The following is a 21,047-nucleotide window of genomic DNA, read 5'->3' on the forward strand; positions in this document are numbered from 1 at the left end:
AAAAGTTGAAAATTACTTTTTCTCATCTATTTTGTTAGGATCCTCGTCTTCTTTTGAGGCATCTTTAAATTCTTTAATCCCACTTCCTAAACCTCTCATCAGTTCTGGAATTTTTTTACCTCCAAATAAAAGTAAAACCGCAGCAACAATCATTGCGATTTGCCAAGGGCCTATCATTCCTAAAAATACACTTAATGACATCATGATCTTAAAATTAGATTACAAAGTTAACAAGATTTAGGTAAAAAAGGCATTTTTAAAGTGCTAAATACCGCTTTTAAGAGAATATTCACACCTTCCAGTAAAACTATTCACCCTAAAATAACGTTTTATACTAGTCGCACTTTGAGTTTATAGTAAAAGAAAATCAGCTATTTTTTGCTTATATGAAGAAGAAAAATTTAGCATAGCCATAGCTACGGTCAATTTTTATCCTGAAGTATAGGCGAAAAAGAGTATTTTATGGTGGTAAACTCAAAGTGTAAATAGTATTATTGTAAAATTTAGCGTTTTTATCCGTAAACAGAATATGTATATTTGCGATATAAACACAATTGCCCTGATAGTAGATCGATCTATGGCTAAAAAGAAAAAAGAACAAAAAAGAATTACTAAAAAACTGCTTAATAAGTATCGTTTGGTTATTCTCAATGAAGATACTTTTGAAGAACGCATATCCTTTAAACTAACAAGGCTTAATGTATTTGTGTTGGTAATGATTACCTCAATTGTATTGATTTCATGTACTACAGTCCTTATTGCTTTTACACCATTAAGAGAATATATTCCAGGATACTCTTCGACATCACTAAACCAAAAGGCAACCAGGTTAGTTTCTACCGCGGATTCGTTAGAAACCGTACTAGGCATTAATCAGAAATACTATAGTTCTATCAAAAAAGTACTAACGGGTGATGTAAAAACAGTAGAATTTGATATTGACTCTGCAGTACAATCACAAAAATTAAATCCAGAAGAAGTAGATCTAAGTCCGTCAGAACAAGATATACAACTTAGAGAAGAAGTTTCTAGAGAAGATAAATACAGTTTATTTGAAAGTGAAAAGTCCAGTACCGATTTTTCCTTGTTTCCACCAGTAAAAGGAAGCGTAACAGACACCTATAATGTTAACAAAAAACACTACGCTATTGATATCGCAGTGCCAAAAGATACACCTATCAAAGCTGCTGCAGCGGGGACAGTAATTTTTGCAGAATGGACTTCAGAAACAGGTCACGTAATTATATTAGAACATGGAAATAGTCTATTAACTGTGTATAAGCACAATACCTCTCTTACAAAACAACAAGGAGAGTTGGTGAAAGCGGGTGAGGTAATAGCTACCGCAGGATCCACAGGAGAACTTTCAACAGGACCACACTTACATTTCGAATTGTGGAGAGATGGGTATCCTACAGATCCGTCAAAGTTTATTGATTTTGAATAACAACATACAATGTCTATTAAAGCATTAGGGGCAAAGATTTTTGCAAAGCATATCCGTAAAAAGATAAATAAATGGGCTAACAACCCCGTAAAAACCCAGAAAAGAGTTTTTAACGAGTTAATAGTATCTGCACAGAACACATCTTTCGGTAAAGAGCACCATTTTAAAAAAGTAAAAACCCACGCCGATTTTGTAAAAAATGTACCTATTCGAGATTATGAACAATTGCGAACCTATGTGGATCGGGTGGTAAAAGGAGAAAATGACGTTCTATGGCCGGGAAAACCAATTTATTTTGCTAAAACATCTGGAACTACAAGTGGTGTAAAATACATCCCTTTGACCAGAGACTCTATGCCGACGCACGTAAATGCTGCACGAAATGCTATCTTATGTTACATTGCAGAAAGCGGAAACGCAAGATTTGTGAATGGTAAAATGATATTCCTTCAAGGAAGCCCCGAGCTCATAGAAAAAAACGGAATTAACCTAGGGAGACTTTCAGGTATTGTAGCGCACTATGTACCTAAATATCTTCAAAAAAACAGACTGCCGAGTTGGGAAACAAATTGTATTGATGATTGGGAAACAAAAGTGGACGCTATAGTCGAAGAGACTGTAAACGAAAATATGACGATCATTAGTGGAATTCCACCTTGGGTCCAGATGTATTTTGAAAAACTTCAAAAAAAGACAGGAAAACCAATTGGAGAGCTTTTTAAAAATTTTGAATTATTTATTTACGGAGGTGTAAATTATGAACCTTATAAAGCTACATTCGAAAAGTTAATAGGAAGAAAAGTTGCCAGTATTGAGCTGTATCCTGCCTCTGAAGGCTTTTTTGCGTTTCAGGATAAACAAAATGAAAAGGGAATGCTGTTACAGCTGGATTCAGGAATGTTTTATGAGTTTGTAAAAGCAGAAGAATTTTTTGAAGAAAACCCTAAGCGACTAATGATTGGAGATGTTGAGGTGGGGGTAAATTATGTGATGCTGATTTCCTCTAATGCGGGATTATGGGCTTATAATATTGGAGATACTGTAATGTTTACTAGTACCTCTCCTTATAGATTGGTAGTGTCTGGTAGAATCAAGCATTTTATCTCTGCTTTTGGAGAACACGTGATAGGTAAAGAAGTAGAGCAAGCGATAAAAGAAGCTGCAGAAGCAACAGGAATAATGATCAAAGAGTTTACCGTGGCACCGCAGATTAGCCCTAAAGACTCAGAACTGCCTTACCACGAATGGTTTGTGGAATTTCAAGAAGTTCCAGAAGATATAGAAGAATTTGCATTGCAAATAGACCATTCTTTACGAAAACAAAACTCATATTACGATGATTTGATTGTGGGTAATATACTAAGAACGTTAAAGGTCAGAACCGTTCCAATAAATGGATTTAATGACTATATGAAATCAATTGGAAAATTAGGAGGACAAAATAAACTACCGAGGCTTTCTAATGACAGAAATATTGTCGATTCCTTAGCAATCAGTATAGATAAATAAATTATATCTTTGTTCGGAAAAATTTTATGGTACATCTAAAACTACAAGGAAGAACCCGAGCACAAGAAAGTTCAAGCGCTATTGAGCGCATGTACATTACCATGCGGCACTTGTTCAATAGAGGGTTTTATAAGCCGATGGGGGTTTCTGGAGACACCCTACGGGAAGGACTTCTTACACTACGTCCTGAGATTTATGGCTCTGTAGCAGAAGAAAAAGTAGAATTAGATGGGTTGTTGTATGTAATTGATCGACTACCTATTGGAATTGAAGAATGTCGTTATATTAACCTTACTAGTGAAGAAGGCTATAAAAATTCGCATTTTAAGGCAATTGTCCCTCCTAAAAGGAGAAGAAACTGCTACAGGATTGATGAAGAGCAGATGAATATTGAGATTACACGGGGACGATCGGAAATATATGATATTCTTACCCACCTTACTTTTTTGTTTATTGAATCTCATAAAATAATGAATCGCGTGGTGATTAATGAGGAAGGAAATGTTACACGGGACTGGGATAAACTAGAAAATGCAGTGTCCTCTAAAAAAGAACTAACCAAAGCTGAGAGAGAAGTCGCTCTTACGCATACAGCAAATATATTAGGAAGAACTTTTCATGAGGTTTCTTCTATTTACGAAAACTTTTCTTATCCAGAAAATAAAGAGCGGTTCTTACATATTATCTATTGGTTGGGTAAATTGGCAATCGACGAGTTTGTAAACGGGAACAAAAGAATTGTAACCTTTAGCCCAGTGCTAAGAGAGCGTTTAGGACACCATATTCACGGAGAACGATGGGCAAATACGATTAAAAGTAAGCTGGAAGATCTCAACCTTCTGGATCGACCAATACATATTATAAGTGCGAATATGCATAGTGTAATGAATACACTGTACACGCCAATTGCATTGAAGACAGAACTAAAAAACAAGACTACTTTTGACGTTTATGAATTGCTTAGCGAAAGCAAAAATGATAAGCTAAGAGCTAAAGTAGAAAAACTGGCCTTGCAGAAAGGAATGACCTATATCGCCGATCAGAGCGGAACAAATATTAATGTACAAATTTTTGACACCTCTAAATACACTGAAGGCGGATATGCATCCTTACTATCAGAGGTTAAAAATGAAGAAAAACCTGTTATTATCGTAATGGACTATGCTTTTGGAGAACAAGCGTATGAAACCATGGACGAATTGCTTAAGCCATATGTAAAAGTGAATGATCAAAAGTATCTTAATGTTAAATCGGTTTCTCTAATGGGAAAAGCTGGTATTCTTGAAGGAGGAAAGGGCGACATTATGATACCTTCTGCCCACGTTTTTGAAGGAACAGCAGATAACTACCCTTTTGATAACGGATTAAAGAAAGAACATTTAGAAGGAAATGGGATCGATATTTATGATGGATCCATGATCACCGTATTAGGAACGTCATTACAAAACAGGGACATCCTAAAATTCTTTCACGATTCTACCTGGAATGTAATCGGATTGGAGATGGAAGGGGCTCACTATCAAAAAGCGATACAGTCCGCATCAAAACTTCGTGGTAGTATTAGCGCTGATGTCAAAGTAAATTACGCCTACTATGCATCGGATAACCCATTAGAAACAGGAAGCACATTGGCATCTGGAGGACTAGGTACAACAGGAGTAAAACCAACATACTTGATTACGGAGAAGATTTTAGAACAGATATTTAAAGAAGCATCGATAAAATGAATCAAGAAAAAATAAGTCCAGAAAATGATGATGAAATAATTGATATTAAACCACTTTTTAATGCTATTAAAGGAGTTTTTAAAGGTTTGTTAAAAGCCTTAGTTGCAATTGTTTTATTTTATAAAAGAAACCTTATTCTGTTTCTTGTTTTGGGGATATTAGGCGCTATTGGAGGATATTTTCTAGATAAAAAATTGGAGATAACCAAAACGTTTTCACAAGAAATAATACTAGAACCTAAATATGGAACAAACAACTATATTTATGATTTTGTAGAAGGTTTGGAAAAGAACCTAAAAAACGGGGCTTTTTTAAGAAAACTGCAAATAGATTCTGTGCAGGTGTCCAACATCAAGAAGATAGAATTAGAACCGGTGATTCAGGCAACAGATGTATTGGACGGATTGCATTTAAAATATGGAGATCAGGATTTTTTTCATCATATTATAGATGAATACGATGAGGAAACACTGGAAGATGAAAAATATAGAAATTTTTATAAATACCATAGGCTTCAATTGTATTTCAATAGTGAATCTTCTGATGAGAAAGCTGTTTCAAAAGCGTTACTATCTTATATCCAGTCTAATGAACATTATAGCAAACAGCTATCATTAAAGCTTAAACAAACCAAATATAATCTAGAAAAGAATAGAGAAACGCTGGTTTATGTAGAAGAATATTTAGATAAATTGAATAAGAGCCAAAGCAATCAAGAGAAGGAAATAATCGTTTATGCAGAAGAATCAGAAATCCCTACTATTTCTTCCTTACTAAAAAGAAAAGATGATTTATTAAATGTAATTAATCAACAAGAAAAAATATTAACGTTAGACAAAGAGCTTTTTGAAGTGATTGAATACGGAAACATTATTTCTCAATCGGTTAGGATACATAAAAGGTTTATAATATTATTACCGTTGATTCTTTTTGCATTAACTTCATTGATTTTTTTGTTTATAAACATTTCTCGTAAAATAAATAGTTTTATTAAAGATTAAATGTCGAAAAAAACAGTTTTAATAACAGGAGGAGCAGGATTTATAGGTTCAAATTACTTGAATTTTAAATCCAAATTTCAGGATATAAAACTGATTAATCTTGATAAACTTACCTATGCTGCAAATTTAGACAATATTCAAATAGCTAATAATTGTGATTACACCTTCATTAAAGAAGATATTTGTGATGTAACTTTAGTTCAAAAAATATTTTCCGAATATAAAATAGATGAGGTAGTTCATTTTGCTGCAGAGTCTCATGTGGATAATTCAATAAGCAACCCCGGAGCTTTTATTAATACTAATATCGTTGGTACGTTTAATTTATTACAGACGGCGTATCATAGTTGGATGGATGCTCCAAATATTTTTAAAAAGGGAAAAGAGAAGTCTAGATTCCTTCATGTCTCCACAGATGAAGTTTATGGAACTTTAGGAAAAACAGGTTTGTTTACTGAAGAAACACCCTACGCTCCTAATAGTCCATATAGCGCTTCGAAAGCTTCTTCTGATATGTTGGTGAGAAGTTATTTTCACACCTATGGTTTGCCGGTTGTAACGACTAATTGTTCTAATAATTATGGACCGCAACAACATGATGAAAAACTAATCCCCACCATTATAAGAAAGGCGGTTAGAGAGGAAAACATTCCTATTTATGGAGATGGAAAAAACATAAGAGATTGGTTATACGTTTCGGACCACTGTAAAGGAATTGATCTAGTTTTAGAAAAGGGAAGACTAGGTGAAACCTATAATATTGGAGGTAAAAACGAAAGAGAGAATATATATATAGCTAAAGTTATATGTAGAATTCTGGACAAGGTTAAACCATTGAAGGATGAAAAATCATATCTGGATTTGATTACATTTGTAAAAGATAGACCAGGTCATGATTTTAGGTATGCTATCAATGCTTCTAAAATAGAAAATGAATTGGGATGGAAAGCTGAAGAAAATTTTGAAACAGGAATTGAAAAAACAATAGATTGGTATTTAGAGAAGTACAAATGAAACGAATTTTTCGAATAAATACGAATGGCTGAAAAAATATTATTTAAAGAAGAAAGCTATAAAATTGTTGGAATATGTATGAAAATTCATAGGAAATTAGGTGCTGGTTTTTTGGAAGCAGTTTATCAGGAAGTTTTGGCTGAAGAGTTTTTAAATGAAAAAATACCGTTTCAAAGAGAGGTTAAGCTTGAAATATATTATGGCGAAAAAAATTAAAAAAGTATTATCGTGCGGATTTTTTGTGTTATGATAATATCATTTTAGAAATTAAATCATTAACGCAGGTTCCTGAAACAGGTATTTATCAGCTAAAAAATTATTTGAAAGCAACTAAAAAAGAATTAGGGATTTTAGTAAACTTTGGAAAGCCTTCTCTAGAGTATAAAAGAATTATAAATTTGACAAATAACGAAAGTAAATTCGACTGAATTAGTGAAATTCGGCAAATTCGTAAAAAAATGAAAGGAATCATATTAGCAGGAGGATCAGGAACACGTTTGCATCCGCTTACCTTAGCGATAAGCAAGCAATTAATGCCGGTGTATGATAAACCTATGATTTATTATCCCCTTTCTACATTAATATCCGCAGGGATTAGAGAAATTTTAATCATTTCGACTCCACAGGATGTACCTTTATTCGAAAAATTACTTGGTGATGGTAAGAAGTATGGTTGTGCTTTTGAGTATGCAGTTCAGAAGGAACCGAATGGACTGGCAGAAGCCTTTATAATTGGAGAACAATTTATTGGAAAGGACAAAGTTGCGCTGATTTTAGGTGATAATATCTTTTATGGATCTGGCTTAGAGGAGTTATTAGAAAGTAATAACGACCCAGATGGCGGAATTATATATGCTTATCATGTTCAGGATCCTGAGAGATATGGGGTTGTAGATTTTGACAATGACGGAAAAGCGATATCAATAGAAGAAAAACCAAAATTCCCGAAGTCCAATTACGCGGTTCCTGGAATTTATTTTTATGACAATGACGTTGTCAAGATTGCAAAAAACAGCAAACCAAGTGATAGGGGTGAGTTAGAAATTACAGATGTCAATAACGCATATTTAGAAAAAGGAAAGCTAAAAGTAAGTATTTTAGATAAAGGTACAGCTTGGTTAGATACAGGAACATTTAACTCCTTAATGCAAGCCTCGCAATTTGTGCAGGTTATTGAAGAAAGACAAGGGTTGAAGATAGGCTCCATCGAAGAAATAGCATATAAAAAAGGTTTCATCACCAAGACACAACTTGAAGCACTAGCTAAACCTTTGATTAAAAGTGGGTATGGCGAATATTTATTACAATTGATATAATAGAAATGATTTCAAATCCAACACCAAAAGAGTTACTAATTTTTGAACAACATGTTTAATTTTTGCCTCCCATTAGGGATGGGGTAAAGCAAAAAAAATTAATTAAGAATAGAAATAAAACATATAGTTTGGAAGTAGAAAAAACAAATATCGACGGCTGTATTATATTGAAACCAAGAATATTCAAAGACGAAAGAGGTTCTTTTTTTGAAAGTTTTAATCAACAAAAATTTCAGGAAGTAACAGGATTGAATGTAGAATTTGTTCAGGATAATCAGTCCACCTCTTCAAGAGGGGTGTTAAGAGGATTACACTATCAAACTGGCAAATATGCGCAAGCAAAATTAGTAAGAGTACTACAAGGAGAAGTATTAGATGTTGCAGTTGACTTGAGAAAGCATTCTAAAACGTATGGAAAACATATTTCAGTGGTGTTAAATGACCAAAATAACTTTCAGCTATTCGTTCCCAGAGGGTTTGCCCATGGATTTGTGGCGTTAAGTGAAAAGGCAGTTTTTGCCTATAAATGTGATAATTATTATCACAAAAATTCAGAATCGGGAATCATTTATAATGACCCGGATTTGGCAATCAACTGGAAGATTAGTTCTTCCGAAATTCAATTATCTGAAAAAGATAAAGATTTACGTAATTTCGCATATTTAAATTAATAGCACAAAGTTCTTTTTATTTTTAGAAAACACAGTACCTTTGCGGCACTTTTAAAAGATCAATAATAACTGATTATGAGTAATAAAGAAAACACTTCTGAAGAAATTGACCTTGGTCAATTATTCAAGATAATTGGGGATGGAATCAACAAATTGTTTCGATTTATAGGAAATATTTTCAAAGGGATATTTCACGCTGTTATTTTATTTCTTCAGTTTATTCGTGTCCATTTTTTTAAGTTTGTGATTGCTGGAATAATAGGATTTACATTAGGTTTGATTTTAGACTATATAGCAGAACCGATTTACAAATCGTCGATGATTGTAGAGCCTAATTTTAACAGTGCTCAACAACTATATAATAATATTGAATTCTATAATGAACTTACTGAAGAAGAAGAATACAATACACTCGCCTCAGCTTTAAAAATATCAGATCAAGAAGCGGCTAATATAACGGAGTTATATATCGAAGCTTTTAGTGACGATAATCAGAAGTTAAAACAATTTAGTGATTTTGTTAGAACATTAGATAGTACCTCTAGGGCAAATCTTAGTTATAGGGATTATCTAAAAAACTTTAATAATATTAATGCTAGATTTCATATAGTTACAATAGAAGCTTTAGATCCTAGTGTAGCTAAAAAATGCCAAAATGCAATTGTGCGTTCTATTGCTAACAATGAGTATTTTAGGGTTCAAAAAAGCACGAATGATCTAAATTTAAAAATAGATGATTCTATAGTGCGCAAACAATTAGCAGAAGTAGATTCTTTAAAGGAGTTTTATCAAAAATTAAAGCTATTAGACGTTCAAAGGCCTAATGAATCTTCTGGGACTAGTATAAGCTTAAGCTCAGAAAACAATCAGCTAGATCAATCAGAGATAACTTTATTAAATCAAGCAAAGTCCTTAAGTAAGGAAATTTTGGAAAATAATAGAATAAAGGCAAACTCTAAGGAAATTATAAATGTGTTATCCGATTTTCCAAATCGAGCAGCATTAGTCAACAGCTTTTTTACTCAGAAAAAAGTACTCCTACCAATTCTCTTAATAGGGTTAACATTTTTAGTACTTGTATTACTGTCTTTAAATCGTTTTTTAAAAAATTACGACAAAAGGAGTTGAATTGTAATCGATCATTAGACTTATGAAAAAGACAAAGGTTTTAATAACAGGGTCTAATGGTCAACTTGCCCAGTGTATCAAATCTTTTGAAGATGATTTTAGTGTCTTGGATATTTTCTTTGCTACAAAAGCTGAAATCGATATCACAAATAAAAAATCTGTAAAGGAGTTTTTACATCATAAAAAATATGATTATATAATTAACACTGCTGCCTATACGAATGTAGAACAGTCAGAAAAAGACCCTGAGAAAGCGTTTTTGATAAATGCAGAAGGAGTGAAAAATTTGGCACAGGTGTGCAGAGAAGAAAAAATAGTTCTTATACACATATCAACGGACTATGTTTTTGATGGTGATAATAGTATTCCTTACAAGGAGAAAGATAAACCTAACCCTATTAACAAGTATGGAAAGTCAAAATTAAAAGGAGAATACTATATCCGAGAGATACTTACGAAGTATTTTATTGTAAGAACTTCTTGGCTCTATTCTGAAAATGGTAAAAATTTTTATAAGACCATTCTGGAAAAGTCGAATACACAAACAGATTTCACTATTACAACTACAGAAAGCGGTACTCCTACAAACGCCAATGACCTTGCTAATTTTCTACTTAAAATTATAAATTCTAAAAGTGAAAACTATGGGATTTATCATTTTAGTAACTTAGGAAGTGGCACTTGGTATGATTTTGCAAGAGAAATTTTTGAAATTTCAGGGAAACTGGAGAGAATTAAGCTTAAAAAAACAGATAATTACCCTACTTTTGCAAAACGTCCAAAATACAGCGTGTTAAGTAAAGGAAAAATTAAGAAAAACTTCGATATAAAGATTGATGACTGGAGGAAATCTTTGAAAAAACTAATGACTATTTAGAAAAATGTTATATCCTTTAAAATTCCGACCCATTTTGAAAGAAAAAATTTGGGGAGGAAACAAACTACAAAGTTTTTTGAATAAACCTACAACTAAAGGAAATGTGGGAGAAAGTTGGGAAATTTCGACAGTTGAGAATAATATCTCAGTAGTTTCTAATAGGGAACTAGCCGGAAAAAGTTTGACAGAATTAATTAAAAGATATAAAGAAGAACTTGTCGGTAAAAGAATATATGATGAGTTTGGAAATCACTTTCCTCTGTTACTAAAGTTTATCGATGCCAAAGAAGATTTATCCGTTCAATTACATCCTAATGATACATTAGCAAAAAACAGACATAACTCTTTTGGAAAAACCGAAATGTGGTATGTTGTACAGGCTGATAAAAATGCCAAACTGATTGTCGACTTTAACAAAAAGACGACCAAAAAAGAATACCAAAATTATCTCGAAAAAGGCAACATAGAGGAGCTTCTAAATTTCGAAAATATTTCTAAAGGAGATAGTTATTTTATAAATGCAGGAAAGATACACGCTATCGGGGCAGGGTCTTTAATAGCCGAGATTCAGCAAACTTCCGATATTACCTATAGAGTGTATGATTGGGGTCGACTAGATGATCAAGGTAATGCAAGAGAACTCCATACTGATTTGGCATTAGATGCATTAGGTTTTGATTCAAAAAAAGACTTTAAACTCAATTACCAAAGGAAAATAAATAAAGTAAATAATTTAATACAGGGAACTTACTTTACTACCAACTATTTAAGGATTCAAGGCAAATTAGAGAGAAATTATCATGACATTGATTCATTTGTAGTTTTTATGTGTGTAGGTGGTTCGTTGACTATAAAAACAAAAGAAACATTCGAAGAGATAAAACTTGGAGAAACTATATTGATACCATACTTTGTAAGAGATGTTGTAATATTGGCAAGCGATGCAGAGTTGTTGGAAATTTATTCATAAATAAAATTGATAAATGAAAAAAGCATTTATAACCGGAATTACAGGGCAAGATGGAGCTTACTTAAGCGAGTTTTTATTAAAAAAGGGTTATGAGGTTCATGGGATGAAAAGAAGATCCTCTCTTTTTAATACAGATAGAATAGATCACTTGTATCAAGACCCTCATGTGGAAAACAGAAACTTCCATCTTCACTATGGAGATATGACGGATAGTACTAACTTAATACGGTTAATTCAAGAAATTCAACCAGATGAAATATACAACTTGGCTGCGATGAGTCACGTTCATGTTTCGTTTCAAACTCCAGAATACACTGCCAATGCGGACGCAACGGGAACGTTGAGGCTGCTCGAAGCTATTAGAATCTTAGGCCTGGAGAGCAAAACGAGAATTTATCAAGCATCCACGTCAGAGTTATACGGAAAAGTCCAAGAAGTTCCTCAATCAGAAACAACACCCTTTTACCCTAGAAGCCCATATGCCGTTGCAAAAATGTATGCATATTGGATAACAGTTAATTATCGTGAAGCCTATGGAATGTATGCTTGTAACGGAATATTATTTAATCACGAATCCCCTATTAGAGGTGAAACTTTTGTTACTCGAAAAATTACACGAGCAGCATCTAGAATTGCATTGGGACTACAAGATAAATTCTATTTAGGAAATCTTGATGCGCAGAGAGACTGGGGCCATGCAAAGGATTATGTTAGAATGATGTGGATGATTCTTCAGGCGGATGAAGCAGAAGATTGGGTAATTGCGACAGGAAAAACAACACCGGTAAGGGATTTTGTAAAAATGAGCTTCGCTGAGGCTGGGATCGAATTAGAATTCGAAGGAGAAGGCGTAAATGAAAAAGGGTTTATAAAGGCATGTAATAATCCAGATTATCAATTACCAATTGGTAAAGAAGTTTTGAATGTCGATCCTAAATATTTCAGACCAACAGAAGTCGATTTGTTAATTGGAGACGCTTCTAAAGCAAAGAATAAACTAGGTTGGATTCCAGAATATGAATTAAAATACCTAATAAAGGATATGATGAAAAGTGATTTGAGATTGATGAAAAAAGATCAATATTTGCAAAACGGTGGATATACAACCTTGAACTATTTTGAATAAAAATGCAAAAAGATTCCAAAATTTATGTTGCAGGTCACAGAGGGTTGGTTGGTAGTGCAATCTTAAAAAACCTTAAACAAAAAGGGTATACCAATTTTGTTTTAAAAACCCATAACGAACTTGACCTTACAGATACAACTCAGGTAGCGTCCTTTTTTGAAAAAGAAAATCCAGCATATGTGTTTTTAGCTGCCGCTAAGGTCGGAGGAATAGTCGCCAATAATAAATATCGAGCAGATTTTATTTATCAGAACCTTATGATTCAAAATAATGTGATTCATCACAGTTATGTCAATAACGTTAAGAAATTACTGTTTTTAGGAAGTACCTGCATATATCCAAGAAATTGTCCACAGCCAATGAAAGAGGAGTATTTGCTTACAGATACGTTAGAATATACTAATGAGCCTTATGCTATTGCTAAAATTGCCGGTATTAAAATGTGCGAAAGTTATAATTTACAGTACAACACTAATTTCATATCAGTAATGCCTACTAATTTATATGGCCCTAATGATAATTTTGATTTAGAGAAATCACACGTCCTACCGGCATTAATAAGGAAAATGCATTTAGCCAAATTGCTAGCAGAATCTAAATACGAGCAAGTGGCAAAAGATTTAGGGAAAAAAAATATCGAAGAGGCAATAGAGTATTTGAAAAATTTTGGTGTCTCTGACAATACTGTTGAAATATGGGGTAGTGGTAATCCTATGAGAGAGTTTCTATGGAGCGAGGATATGGCTGATGCTTGTGTTTATATTATGGAGAACAGAAACTTTAAAGACACTTATGATGGTAATTCTAAAGAAATTCGAAACACACATATTAATATTGGAACGGGTAAGGATATATCGATTAGGGAACTTGCAGAATTAATCAGAGATATTGTTGGGTTTAAAGGTGGTTTGGTTTTTAACAAAGAAAAGCCAGAAGGCACCTTAAAAAAATTAACGGATGTTACAAAATTGAATTCCTTAGGTTGGAAACATAGAATTGAATTAGAAGATGGAATTAACAGGATATACAAATGGTATGAAGAGAATAGAATTACTTAACACTGCAATTCGTGCCGCAATTCTGGCAGGAGAAGAGATATTAAAAATATATCAAGAAGATTTTAAAGTTGAAGTCAAAGAGGATAAATCTCCGCTAACTGAAGCTGATAAGAGATCGAATGATACTATTAACCAAATCTTGAAGCCTCTAGACCTTCCTCTGGTTAGCGAGGAAAATAAAGAAATTGCCTATGCACAGCGTAAAGATTGGGATGTTTGTTGGATCGTTGATCCTTTAGATGGCACCAAAGAATTTATTAAAAGAAATGGAGAGTTTACAGTAAATATTGCTTTGATAGAAAAGGGCGAACCGAAGCTTGGAGTTATTTATGTTCCAGTGACCAAAGAATTGTATTATGCAGATGTAACAAGCAAAAAAGCCTTTAAATCAATTGTCAACTACAAAGACCTAAGTTCTTATAAGTTTTTCGAAGATGTTGATCTAATTAATTGGAAAGAAAACAATAAGGATCTTATCAAGGTAGTAGGAAGCAGATCTCATATGAATCAAGATACCTTAGATTTTGTTGAATCATTAAAAGAAAAATACGAAAAGGTTGATATTGTTTCAAAAGGAAGTTCTTTAAAATTTTGTCTAGTAGCAGAAGGTAAAGCCGATGTTTATCCAAGGTTTGCTCCAACAATGGAATGGGATACCGCAGCTGGACAAGCTATTTGTGAGGCAACAGGTTTAAAGGTTTTAGATATGAAAACAAAAAAAACAATGACATATAACAGAGAAAATATGTTAAACAACTATTTTCTTGTTACTAAATAATGAAAAATCAATCGTACAAGAGGCACCTTGCAAAAACATTTACATGGAGGTTTGTTGGCACAGTTGACACGATAGTTTTATCTTGGATTATATCAGGTAATCCAATGTCCGGTTTAAAAATTGGTTTTGCAGAGGTTATTACTAAAATGGTGCTGTATTATGTACACGAAAGACTGTGGTTTAAATATAAAATACCAAATAGTAAAAAAAGGCATTTAGTAAAAACTATCACCTGGAGGTTTGTTGGCACTCTTGATACAATGTTAATAGCTTGGCTTATTACAGGTAATGCAATGGTTGGTTTACAAATTGGGATGTCAGAAGTTGTAACCAAAATGATTTTATATTATATGCATGAGAGACTTTGGTATAAAATAGATTATGGTATAAAGAAATATAGAAGAGCTAAAAAATGGAAAAGAACATCATAAAGCACGATTATAAAGTTTCTAGAAAAGAAAGAACCTTATTAAACAAACATAATTCTTTTTTAGTTTTTTTTACTGGATTATCAGGATCTGGTAAATCAACTATTGCCTGTGCCTTGGAGCAGAAACTTTACAAAGATAATGTAAGAACCTATGTTTTAGATGGAGATAATGTAAGAAGAGGAATTAACAAAGATCTTAATTTTACTCCAGAAGATCGTTCTGAAAATAATAGACGTATTGGGGAAATATCTAAGCTATTTATTGATGCAGGAATTGTAGTATTGGCTGCATTTGTGGCTCCATACAAAAAAGACAGGAATATTATTAAAACAACTGTAAATCCTATTAACTTTGTAGAAATTTTCGTTAATACGAGTATTGAAGAATGTGAACGAAGAGATGTAAAAGGATTATATGCAAAAGCAAGAAAAGGAGAAATAAAAAACATGACAGGAATTTCTGCTCCATATGAGTTGCCAGAAAACCCTGATATAGAAGTAACCGATCTTAATTCTATTGAAGAATCTGTAGAATTGATCTATGAAAAAATTAAGAATAAACTAGAACTCAAAAAACAATGAGTAAATACTATTTAAATTATCTGGATGAATTAGAATCTGAAGCAATTTTTATTTTGAGAGAAGTATGGGCACAATTCCAAAATCCAGTTATACTTTTTTCAGGAGGCAAAGACTCTATTCTAGTTACTCATCTGGCTAGAAAAGCATTTTACCCGGCTAAAATTCCGTTTGCCCTTATGCATGTTGATACAGGGCACAATTTTCCAGAAACGATTAAGTTTAGAGATGACCTTATTAACAACCTAGGTGTGCAATTAATTGTTGGATCGGTTCAAAAATCTATAAACCAAGGCAGGGTAACAGAAGAGAAAGGGAAAAATGCAACAAGAAATGCCTTACAAATCACAACATTACTGGATGCTATAGAGGATAATAAAGTAGATTGCGCTATAGGAGGAGGAAGGAGAGACGAAGAAAAAGCAAGAGCCAAAGAACGTTTCTTTTCACATAGAGATGAATTTGGTCAATGGGATCCCAAAAATCAAAGACCAGAATTATGGAATATTTTTAATGGGAAACATTTTGAAGGAGAGCATTTTAGAACTTTTCCCATAAGTAATTGGACCGAAATGGATGTTTGGAATTATATATTAAGAGAAAATATAGATATACCATCTTTATATTTTGCGCACGAAAGAGAAGTTATTTGGAGGAATGGCTCTTGGATACCCAATTCAGAATTTTTGGTTCTTGATGAAAACGAAGAAGTAATTTCAAAAAAAATACGTTTTAGAACTCTTGGGGATATAACTATTACCGGTGGTATAGAATCAGATGCAGACACATTGGAAAAAATAGTAGAAGAAGTAGCAGCGATGAGACATACGGAAAGAGGAAACAGAGCTGACGACAAACGTTCTGAAACCGCTATGGAAGATAGAAAGAAACAAGGTTATTTTTAAGAAAAAGCAATGGAAATAGACAATAATCAGTTACTTAGATTTACTACCGCAGGTAGTGTAGACGACGGTAAAAGTACCTTAATTGGACGATTGCTATATGATTCAAAATCTATCTTTGAAGATCAACTCGAAGCGATTGAAACAACAAGTAAAAAGAAGGGACACGAGGGGGTAGATTTGGCTCTTTTTACAGATGGATTACGTGACGAGCGAGAGCAAGGCATTACTATTGATGTAGCATATCGTTATTTTACGACACCAAAACGTAAGTTTATCATTGCAGACACTCCCGGTCATATTCAGTATACCCGTAATATGGTCACTGGCGCATCTACAGCTAATGCGGCAATTATCTTGGTAGATGCCCGTCACGGAGTTATAGAACAAACCAGAAGACATGCTTTTATCGCTTCATTATTACAGATCCCACACATTATAGTTTGTATCAATAAGATGGACTTGATAGAGTATAAAGAAGACATATATAATGATGTGATTCAACAATTTGAGGAGTTTTCATCAAAACTTTTGGTAAAAGACATACGTTTTATTCCTATTAGCGCTTTATTAGGAGATAATGTTGTAAACCGTTCAAAAAACATGGATTGGTATCAGGGTGCACCTTTATTACATACACTGGAAACAATGCATATAAGCAGTGATATAAATAAAGTAGACGCACGCTTCCCTGTACAAACAGTTTTAAGGCCTCAAAGTGAAGAATTTAGAGATTATAGAGGATATGCTGGAAGAGTAGCCAGTGGGATTTTCAGACCTGGCGATGAAGTAACTGTAATGCCTTCAGGTTTTACCTCTACAATTAAGACCATAAATACTTTTAATAATAAAATAAAAGAAGCATTTGCGCCAATGTCCATTTCTATGACATTAGAAGACGATATTGATATAAGTAGAGGTGATATGATTGTAAGGTCCAATAATCAACCCGAGGCATCTCAAGATATTGAAGTGATGTTATGTTGGCTGCATAACGACCCTCCAAAGCCAAGAGGCAAATATTCTATTAAACACACTACCAATGATCAAAAGGCTATTATTAAGGATGTTGTGTATAAAATAGACATAAACACACTAGAAAGAAAAGAGAACGATAAAAACCTATGTATGAATGACATTTCTAAGGTGAAAATACGAACTACAAAACCTTTGATGATTGATTCTTATAGAGAAAATAGAGCGACCGGAAGTATTATATTGGTTGATGATGCAACAAATGAAACTGTAGCTGCCGGAATGGTGGTCTAGGTTATAATGATTTTTATAATACAAGTATTTCAATTTATAAAATTATGAAAACAGAAATATTAGATTGTACTTTGAGAGACGGTGGGTATTACACCAAATGGGATTTTGACGATATACTAGTAGAAGAATATGCTAAATCCATGGAGGCTTTGCCTATAAAATACGTAGAGATTGGTTATCGAAGTACTCCGTTAGAGGGTTATCTTGGGGAATATTTCTATTGTCCAGAGTATGTTTTAAAGAATTTGAAAGCTTTAATGCCAAGTAAAGAATTGGTTATTATTCTAAATGAAAAGGATATCCGTGATACACATATTTTAGAAGGGTTATTAGATCCTTGTATAAATTACGTTTCCATGGTTAGAATAGCAGTAGATCCTAAAAGCATTGGACGAGCCTTGAAATTAGCTAAGGCTGTCAAAAAAATAGGATTTAAAGTGGCTTTTAATGTCATGTATATGTCTAATTGGGAAAAAGACACCGGTTTTTTAAACAATTTGAAAGGTATAGAAGAGATCGTAGATTATTTTTACATGGTAGATTCTTTTGGAGGTGTTATGCCAGAGGATGTTAAAAAAATAGTCGCACTTGTTCGTTCTAAAACAAAAGTTCCTTTAGGGTTTCATGGACATAACAATTTAGAAATGGCATTGATTAATACAATTACGGCAGTCGAATCAGGTTGTGACATAATTGATGCCACAATTACTGGTATGGGAAGAGGAGCGGGTAATTTAAAAACTGAGCTTTTATTAACATACCTTGAGAGTAAAAAAGGATTAACATTTACGCACCATATCTTAAGTAAAGTAGTCGGTAAATTCGAAGAGCTTAGAAAACAGTATCAATGGGGTACAAGCTTTCCTTATATGTTTTCTGGTGCTAAATCCTTACCACAAAAACAGGTAATGGAATGGATTGGCCTGAATAGATACCCGCTAGGAAGTATTATTAATGCATTACATAACCAAAAACAAGAGGTTAGAGATAATCTGAAATTGCCAGAGCTCAAGAAAACTAATAAGTATACTAAAGCAGTTATTCTAGGAGGAGGAAAGTCCGCAAAAGAACATAAAAAAGCTATTGAGAAATTTTTAGAAAACAACGAGCATAGTATCTGTTTAGTTCATGCCGGAGTTCGTAATGCTAAAGAGTATTTGGAAATAGAAGGGGATCAATATTATGGGTTAGTAGGCTTTGAAAGCGATAAATTATTGGATGAGACAAAGAGTTTCTCTAATGTTAAGCATATGTGCGTATATCCACCTTTTCCGCGAAGAATGGGGACATCTATCCCTGAAGAAATGAGAGCTTTTTCTCAAGAGTTGCAATCAATAACTTTTACCGATGTAACAACGGATTCTCCAATGGCAATCGCTATCCAAGTTGCACTTGACCTTGGCGTAAACGAAATTTATTTGATTGGTTTTGATGGTTACGATGTAAATTTAAATCAAAATCAGTTTGTTATTGCTCAAGAAAATCAAAAGGTGATAGATGATGCGGTTAACATTTCAGGTGTTAATGTGCGATCTTTTACTCCAACCAAATATAAGAGTTTAGAGGTTTTATCTATTTATAGTTTTTTATAATCAAGATGACAATATTTCTCCCTTGTAGATTAGGAAGTCAAAGGATTCCTCAGAAAAATACAAAAGATTTTGCTGGGGTCAAAGGTGGTTTATTAAAAATAAAACTCAATACACTTCTTCAGGTCTCAGGAATCGATACTATAGTGGTGTCAACCAATGATCCTGAAGTAATTGCTGTGTCTAAATCTTTTAAAAATAAAAAGATAAGTATAGACATAAGGCCTGATCATCTAGCAACATCTTCTACAAGTACAGATGATGTAGTTAAGTATGTGCCATCTATAATAGAAGATAACCATATATTATGGACTCACGTAACCTCTCCATTTATATCTGTCTCTACTTTTGAAAAGGCTATTGGTAAATATTTGAGCACAAATAATTTTGATAGCTTGATGACTGTCAATAAGGTTCAAACCTTTTTATGGGATAAAGAAAAGCCAATTAACTATGATAGGTCCGTTGAAAAATGGCCACGCACACAAACTTTACCAGAATTTTTTGAAATAAATAGTGGTTTTTTTATCAGCTCAAGACAAAATTATTTAAAGTATGGAGATAGGATAGGTGCAAAACCATACTTATATGTAACAGAAGGTTATGAATCTTTAGATGTGGATTGGCCAGAAGATTTTCAACTAGCAGAAATGATTTACAAACAAAAACTTCTTTGATGACACAACAGATTGGAACTATATTATGGGATTTTGACGGTGTTATTTTGGATTCAATGCAAGTAAGAGATTGGGGATTCAAAGAAATATTTAAAAATTATCCAGAGGACTTAGTTAAAGAATTAATAATCTACCATAGAATTAATGGAGGACTATCTAGATATGTGAAGATTCGGTATTTTTATGAAAAAATACTAAGAAAGACAATTACTGAAGATAAGATTTTTGATTACGCCAATCAATTTTCGATTTTAATGAAAAAAAGACTTGTAAATCCTGATAATCTGATAACAGATTCTGTTGATTTTATTAAAGCTAATTTTCAAAAATATAATTTTCATATAGTTTCTGGCTCAGATCAGAAAGAGCTTCGGTTTTTGTGCAAAGAATTAGGTATTGATTCCTATTTCATTTCTATTCACGGTTCTCCAACACCCAAAACACAATTAGTTTCTAAACTTATAGAGCAATATCATTATAAAAAGTATACTATTTGTTTAATAGGTGATTCAATGAACGATTATGAAGCGGCTAATGTAAATCGTATAGCTTTTTACGGCTATAATAATATTGATCTAAAATCAATAGGAGATAGTTATATTTCTTCTTTCAATCATTTATGAAAAGAAAAATAAACAAATTTTTATTCTTTGCTTTAGCGCTATTTCCAATATTAGATTTCGCAATAATAAATATTATTACTGTCTTATTTTTTATTACAGCTCCCTTTGAACTAAAGTCGTTATCAAAAGATAAAAGTAAGAAAGTTTGTTTTATTGTATTCATATTTATCCTCACACTAATACCATTAATTGAATCGAATTTTGACTGTTCCATCACACAATGGCTTAGAAAAGTGTTGCCTTTATATATTTCATCACTTGTATTCATATTTTCTTCACCTTTTATTACAAAAAAGGAAAATAAAACATTCGAAAGCATTTTTTTAGTTGGAACGATTCTATACATATTTAAATTT

22 protein-coding genes and 1 pseudogene are annotated in these 21,047 nt (G+C 33.0%); 21 read left to right on the top strand and 2 right to left on the bottom strand.

Features of this window, described 5'->3' with window-relative positions:
• Positions 1-12 precede the first annotated feature (12 nt).
• Positions 13-204, bottom strand: a complete 192-nt coding sequence (locus tag ACWGOQ_RS18485; protein WP_452055868.1) for a twin-arginine translocase TatA/TatE family subunit — start codon at positions 202-204, stop codon at positions 13-15.
• Between the two features lie 373 nt (positions 205-577).
• Between ACWGOQ_RS18485 and ACWGOQ_RS18490 the strand changes: the two genes are divergently transcribed.
• From ACWGOQ_RS18490 to ACWGOQ_RS18590, 21 genes and pseudogenes are all read left to right on the top strand, one after another.
• Positions 578-1,447, top strand: coding sequence for a M23 family metallopeptidase (locus ACWGOQ_RS18490; protein ID WP_452055867.1), 870 nt, complete (start codon positions 578-580; stop codon positions 1,445-1,447).
• A 9-nt stretch (positions 1,448-1,456) separates the two neighbouring features.
• Positions 1,457-2,956, top strand: coding sequence for a GH3 auxin-responsive promoter family protein (locus ACWGOQ_RS18495; protein WP_452055866.1), 1,500 nt, complete (start codon positions 1,457-1,459; stop codon positions 2,954-2,956).
• A 26-nt stretch (positions 2,957-2,982) separates the two neighbouring features.
• Positions 2,983-4,683 (top strand): DUF6909 family protein, encoded by a 1,701-nt coding sequence (locus ACWGOQ_RS18500; protein ID WP_452055865.1) that lies wholly within the window; start codon positions 2,983-2,985, stop codon positions 4,681-4,683.
• On the top strand, positions 4,680-5,684 hold the full coding sequence (locus ACWGOQ_RS18505; protein ID WP_452055864.1) for a hypothetical protein: 1,005 nt from the start codon (positions 4,680-4,682) through the stop codon (positions 5,682-5,684). The genes ACWGOQ_RS18500 and ACWGOQ_RS18505 overlap by 4 nt, the downstream gene beginning before the upstream one ends.
• Entirely contained in the window at positions 5,685-6,698 is a 1,014-nt protein-coding gene (rfbB, locus tag ACWGOQ_RS18510; RefSeq protein WP_452055863.1) for a dTDP-glucose 4,6-dehydratase, read from the top strand.
• 78 nt (positions 6,699-6,776) lie between these two features.
• A pseudogene (locus ACWGOQ_RS18515) lies at positions 6,777-7,126 on the top strand (GxxExxY protein).
• A gap of 30 nt (positions 7,127-7,156) precedes the next feature.
• On the top strand, positions 7,157-8,014 hold the full coding sequence (rfbA, locus tag ACWGOQ_RS18520; protein ID WP_452055862.1) for a glucose-1-phosphate thymidylyltransferase RfbA: 858 nt from the start codon (positions 7,157-7,159) through the stop codon (positions 8,012-8,014).
• A 128-nt stretch (positions 8,015-8,142) separates the two neighbouring features.
• Positions 8,143-8,685 (top strand): dTDP-4-dehydrorhamnose 3,5-epimerase, encoded by a 543-nt coding sequence (rfbC, locus tag ACWGOQ_RS18525; protein ID WP_452055861.1) that lies wholly within the window; start codon positions 8,143-8,145, stop codon positions 8,683-8,685.
• 75 nt (positions 8,686-8,760) lie between these two features.
• Complete coding sequence (locus ACWGOQ_RS18530) at positions 8,761-9,813, top strand: hypothetical protein (RefSeq protein ID WP_452055860.1); 1,053 nt, start codon at positions 8,761-8,763, stop codon at positions 9,811-9,813.
• Between the two features lie 22 nt (positions 9,814-9,835).
• Positions 9,836-10,690 (top strand): dTDP-4-dehydrorhamnose reductase, encoded by an 855-nt coding sequence (gene rfbD, locus ACWGOQ_RS18535; RefSeq protein ID WP_452055859.1) that lies wholly within the window; start codon positions 9,836-9,838, stop codon positions 10,688-10,690.
• A gap of 4 nt (positions 10,691-10,694) precedes the next feature.
• Entirely contained in the window at positions 10,695-11,660 is a 966-nt protein-coding gene (locus ACWGOQ_RS18540) for a type I phosphomannose isomerase catalytic subunit (protein WP_452055858.1), read from the top strand.
• A gap of 13 nt (positions 11,661-11,673) precedes the next feature.
• Complete coding sequence (gene gmd, locus ACWGOQ_RS18545; RefSeq protein WP_452055857.1) at positions 11,674-12,786, top strand: GDP-mannose 4,6-dehydratase; 1,113 nt, start codon at positions 11,674-11,676, stop codon at positions 12,784-12,786.
• A gap of 2 nt (positions 12,787-12,788) precedes the next feature.
• A complete protein-coding gene (locus tag ACWGOQ_RS18550) occupies positions 12,789-13,844 on the top strand; it encodes a GDP-L-fucose synthase family protein (RefSeq protein WP_452055856.1) in 1,056 nt (351 codons plus the stop codon).
• Positions 13,822-14,622, top strand: coding sequence for a 3'(2'),5'-bisphosphate nucleotidase CysQ (gene cysQ / locus ACWGOQ_RS18555; protein WP_452055855.1), 801 nt, complete (start codon positions 13,822-13,824; stop codon positions 14,620-14,622). Before ACWGOQ_RS18550 ends, cysQ begins: the two co-directional genes overlap by 23 nt.
• A complete protein-coding gene (locus tag ACWGOQ_RS18560) occupies positions 14,622-15,053 on the top strand; it encodes a DUF2061 domain-containing protein (protein ID WP_452055854.1) in 432 nt (143 codons plus the stop codon). Before cysQ ends, ACWGOQ_RS18560 begins: the two co-directional genes overlap by 1 nt.
• Entirely contained in the window at positions 15,035-15,634 is a 600-nt protein-coding gene (cysC, locus tag ACWGOQ_RS18565; RefSeq protein WP_452055853.1) for an adenylyl-sulfate kinase, read from the top strand. Before ACWGOQ_RS18560 ends, cysC begins: the two co-directional genes overlap by 19 nt.
• Positions 15,631-16,536 carry a sulfate adenylyltransferase subunit CysD gene (gene cysD / locus ACWGOQ_RS18570; RefSeq protein WP_452055852.1) on the top strand — a complete coding sequence of 302 codons (906 nt, stop codon included), beginning with the start codon at positions 15,631-15,633 and terminating at the stop codon, positions 16,534-16,536. The genes cysC and cysD overlap by 4 nt, the downstream gene beginning before the upstream one ends.
• A gap of 9 nt (positions 16,537-16,545) precedes the next feature.
• Entirely contained in the window at positions 16,546-17,802 is a 1,257-nt protein-coding gene (gene cysN, locus ACWGOQ_RS18575; RefSeq protein WP_452055851.1) for a sulfate adenylyltransferase subunit CysN, read from the top strand.
• A gap of 44 nt (positions 17,803-17,846) precedes the next feature.
• A complete protein-coding gene (locus ACWGOQ_RS18580) occupies positions 17,847-19,394 on the top strand; it encodes an aldolase catalytic domain-containing protein (RefSeq protein ID WP_452055850.1) in 1,548 nt (515 codons plus the stop codon).
• Between the two features lie 5 nt (positions 19,395-19,399).
• On the top strand, positions 19,400-20,068 hold the full coding sequence (locus ACWGOQ_RS18585) for an acylneuraminate cytidylyltransferase family protein (RefSeq protein ID WP_452055849.1): 669 nt from the start codon (positions 19,400-19,402) through the stop codon (positions 20,066-20,068).
• Complete coding sequence (locus tag ACWGOQ_RS18590; protein ID WP_452055848.1) at positions 20,068-20,691, top strand: HAD family hydrolase; 624 nt, start codon at positions 20,068-20,070, stop codon at positions 20,689-20,691. The genes ACWGOQ_RS18585 and ACWGOQ_RS18590 overlap by 1 nt, the downstream gene beginning before the upstream one ends.
• Here the strand turns inward: ACWGOQ_RS18590 and ACWGOQ_RS18595 are convergent.
• Positions 20,678-21,037, bottom strand: a complete 360-nt coding sequence (locus tag ACWGOQ_RS18595) for a hypothetical protein (RefSeq protein WP_452055847.1) — start codon at positions 21,035-21,037, stop codon at positions 20,678-20,680. The two genes, ACWGOQ_RS18590 and ACWGOQ_RS18595, sit on opposite strands and share 14 nt — an antisense overlap.
• Between the last annotated feature and the right edge of the window lie 10 nt (positions 21,038-21,047).

The sequence above is a fragment of the Aquimarina ulvae genome, assembly GCF_053613295.3.

Coding starts and splice junctions, on each gene's coding strand:
- ACWGOQ_RS18485 (WP_452055868.1), bottom strand. CDS start 204: ATGATGTCATTAAGTGTATTTTTAGGAATGATAGGCCCTTGGCAAATC.
- ACWGOQ_RS18490 (WP_452055867.1), top strand. CDS start 578: ATGGCTAAAAAGAAAAAAGAACAAAAAAGAATTACTAAAAAACTGCTT.
- ACWGOQ_RS18495 (WP_452055866.1), top strand. CDS start 1,457: ATGTCTATTAAAGCATTAGGGGCAAAGATTTTTGCAAAGCATATCCGT.
- ACWGOQ_RS18500 (WP_452055865.1), top strand. CDS start 2,983: ATGGTACATCTAAAACTACAAGGAAGAACCCGAGCACAAGAAAGTTCA.
- ACWGOQ_RS18505 (WP_452055864.1), top strand. CDS start 4,680: ATGAATCAAGAAAAAATAAGTCCAGAAAATGATGATGAAATAATTGAT.
- rfbB (WP_452055863.1), top strand. CDS start 5,685: ATGTCGAAAAAAACAGTTTTAATAACAGGAGGAGCAGGATTTATAGGT.
- rfbA (WP_452055862.1), top strand. CDS start 7,157: ATGAAAGGAATCATATTAGCAGGAGGATCAGGAACACGTTTGCATCCG.
- ACWGOQ_RS18530 (WP_452055860.1), top strand. CDS start 8,761: ATGAGTAATAAAGAAAACACTTCTGAAGAAATTGACCTTGGTCAATTA.
- rfbD (WP_452055859.1), top strand. CDS start 9,836: ATGAAAAAGACAAAGGTTTTAATAACAGGGTCTAATGGTCAACTTGCC.
- ACWGOQ_RS18540 (WP_452055858.1), top strand. CDS start 10,695: ATGTTATATCCTTTAAAATTCCGACCCATTTTGAAAGAAAAAATTTGG.
- gmd (WP_452055857.1), top strand. CDS start 11,674: ATGAAAAAAGCATTTATAACCGGAATTACAGGGCAAGATGGAGCTTAC.
- ACWGOQ_RS18550 (WP_452055856.1), top strand. CDS start 12,789: ATGCAAAAAGATTCCAAAATTTATGTTGCAGGTCACAGAGGGTTGGTT.
- cysQ (WP_452055855.1), top strand. CDS start 13,822: ATGAAGAGAATAGAATTACTTAACACTGCAATTCGTGCCGCAATTCTG.
- ACWGOQ_RS18560 (WP_452055854.1), top strand. CDS start 14,622: ATGAAAAATCAATCGTACAAGAGGCACCTTGCAAAAACATTTACATGG.
- cysC (WP_452055853.1), top strand. CDS start 15,035: ATGGAAAAGAACATCATAAAGCACGATTATAAAGTTTCTAGAAAAGAA.
- cysD (WP_452055852.1), top strand. CDS start 15,631: ATGAGTAAATACTATTTAAATTATCTGGATGAATTAGAATCTGAAGCA.
- cysN (WP_452055851.1), top strand. CDS start 16,546: ATGGAAATAGACAATAATCAGTTACTTAGATTTACTACCGCAGGTAGT.
- ACWGOQ_RS18580 (WP_452055850.1), top strand. CDS start 17,847: ATGAAAACAGAAATATTAGATTGTACTTTGAGAGACGGTGGGTATTAC.
- ACWGOQ_RS18585 (WP_452055849.1), top strand. CDS start 19,400: ATGACAATATTTCTCCCTTGTAGATTAGGAAGTCAAAGGATTCCTCAG.
- ACWGOQ_RS18590 (WP_452055848.1), top strand. CDS start 20,068: ATGACACAACAGATTGGAACTATATTATGGGATTTTGACGGTGTTATT.
- ACWGOQ_RS18595 (WP_452055847.1), bottom strand. CDS start 21,037: ATGTATAGAATCGTTCCAACTAAAAAAATGCTTTCGAATGTTTTATTT.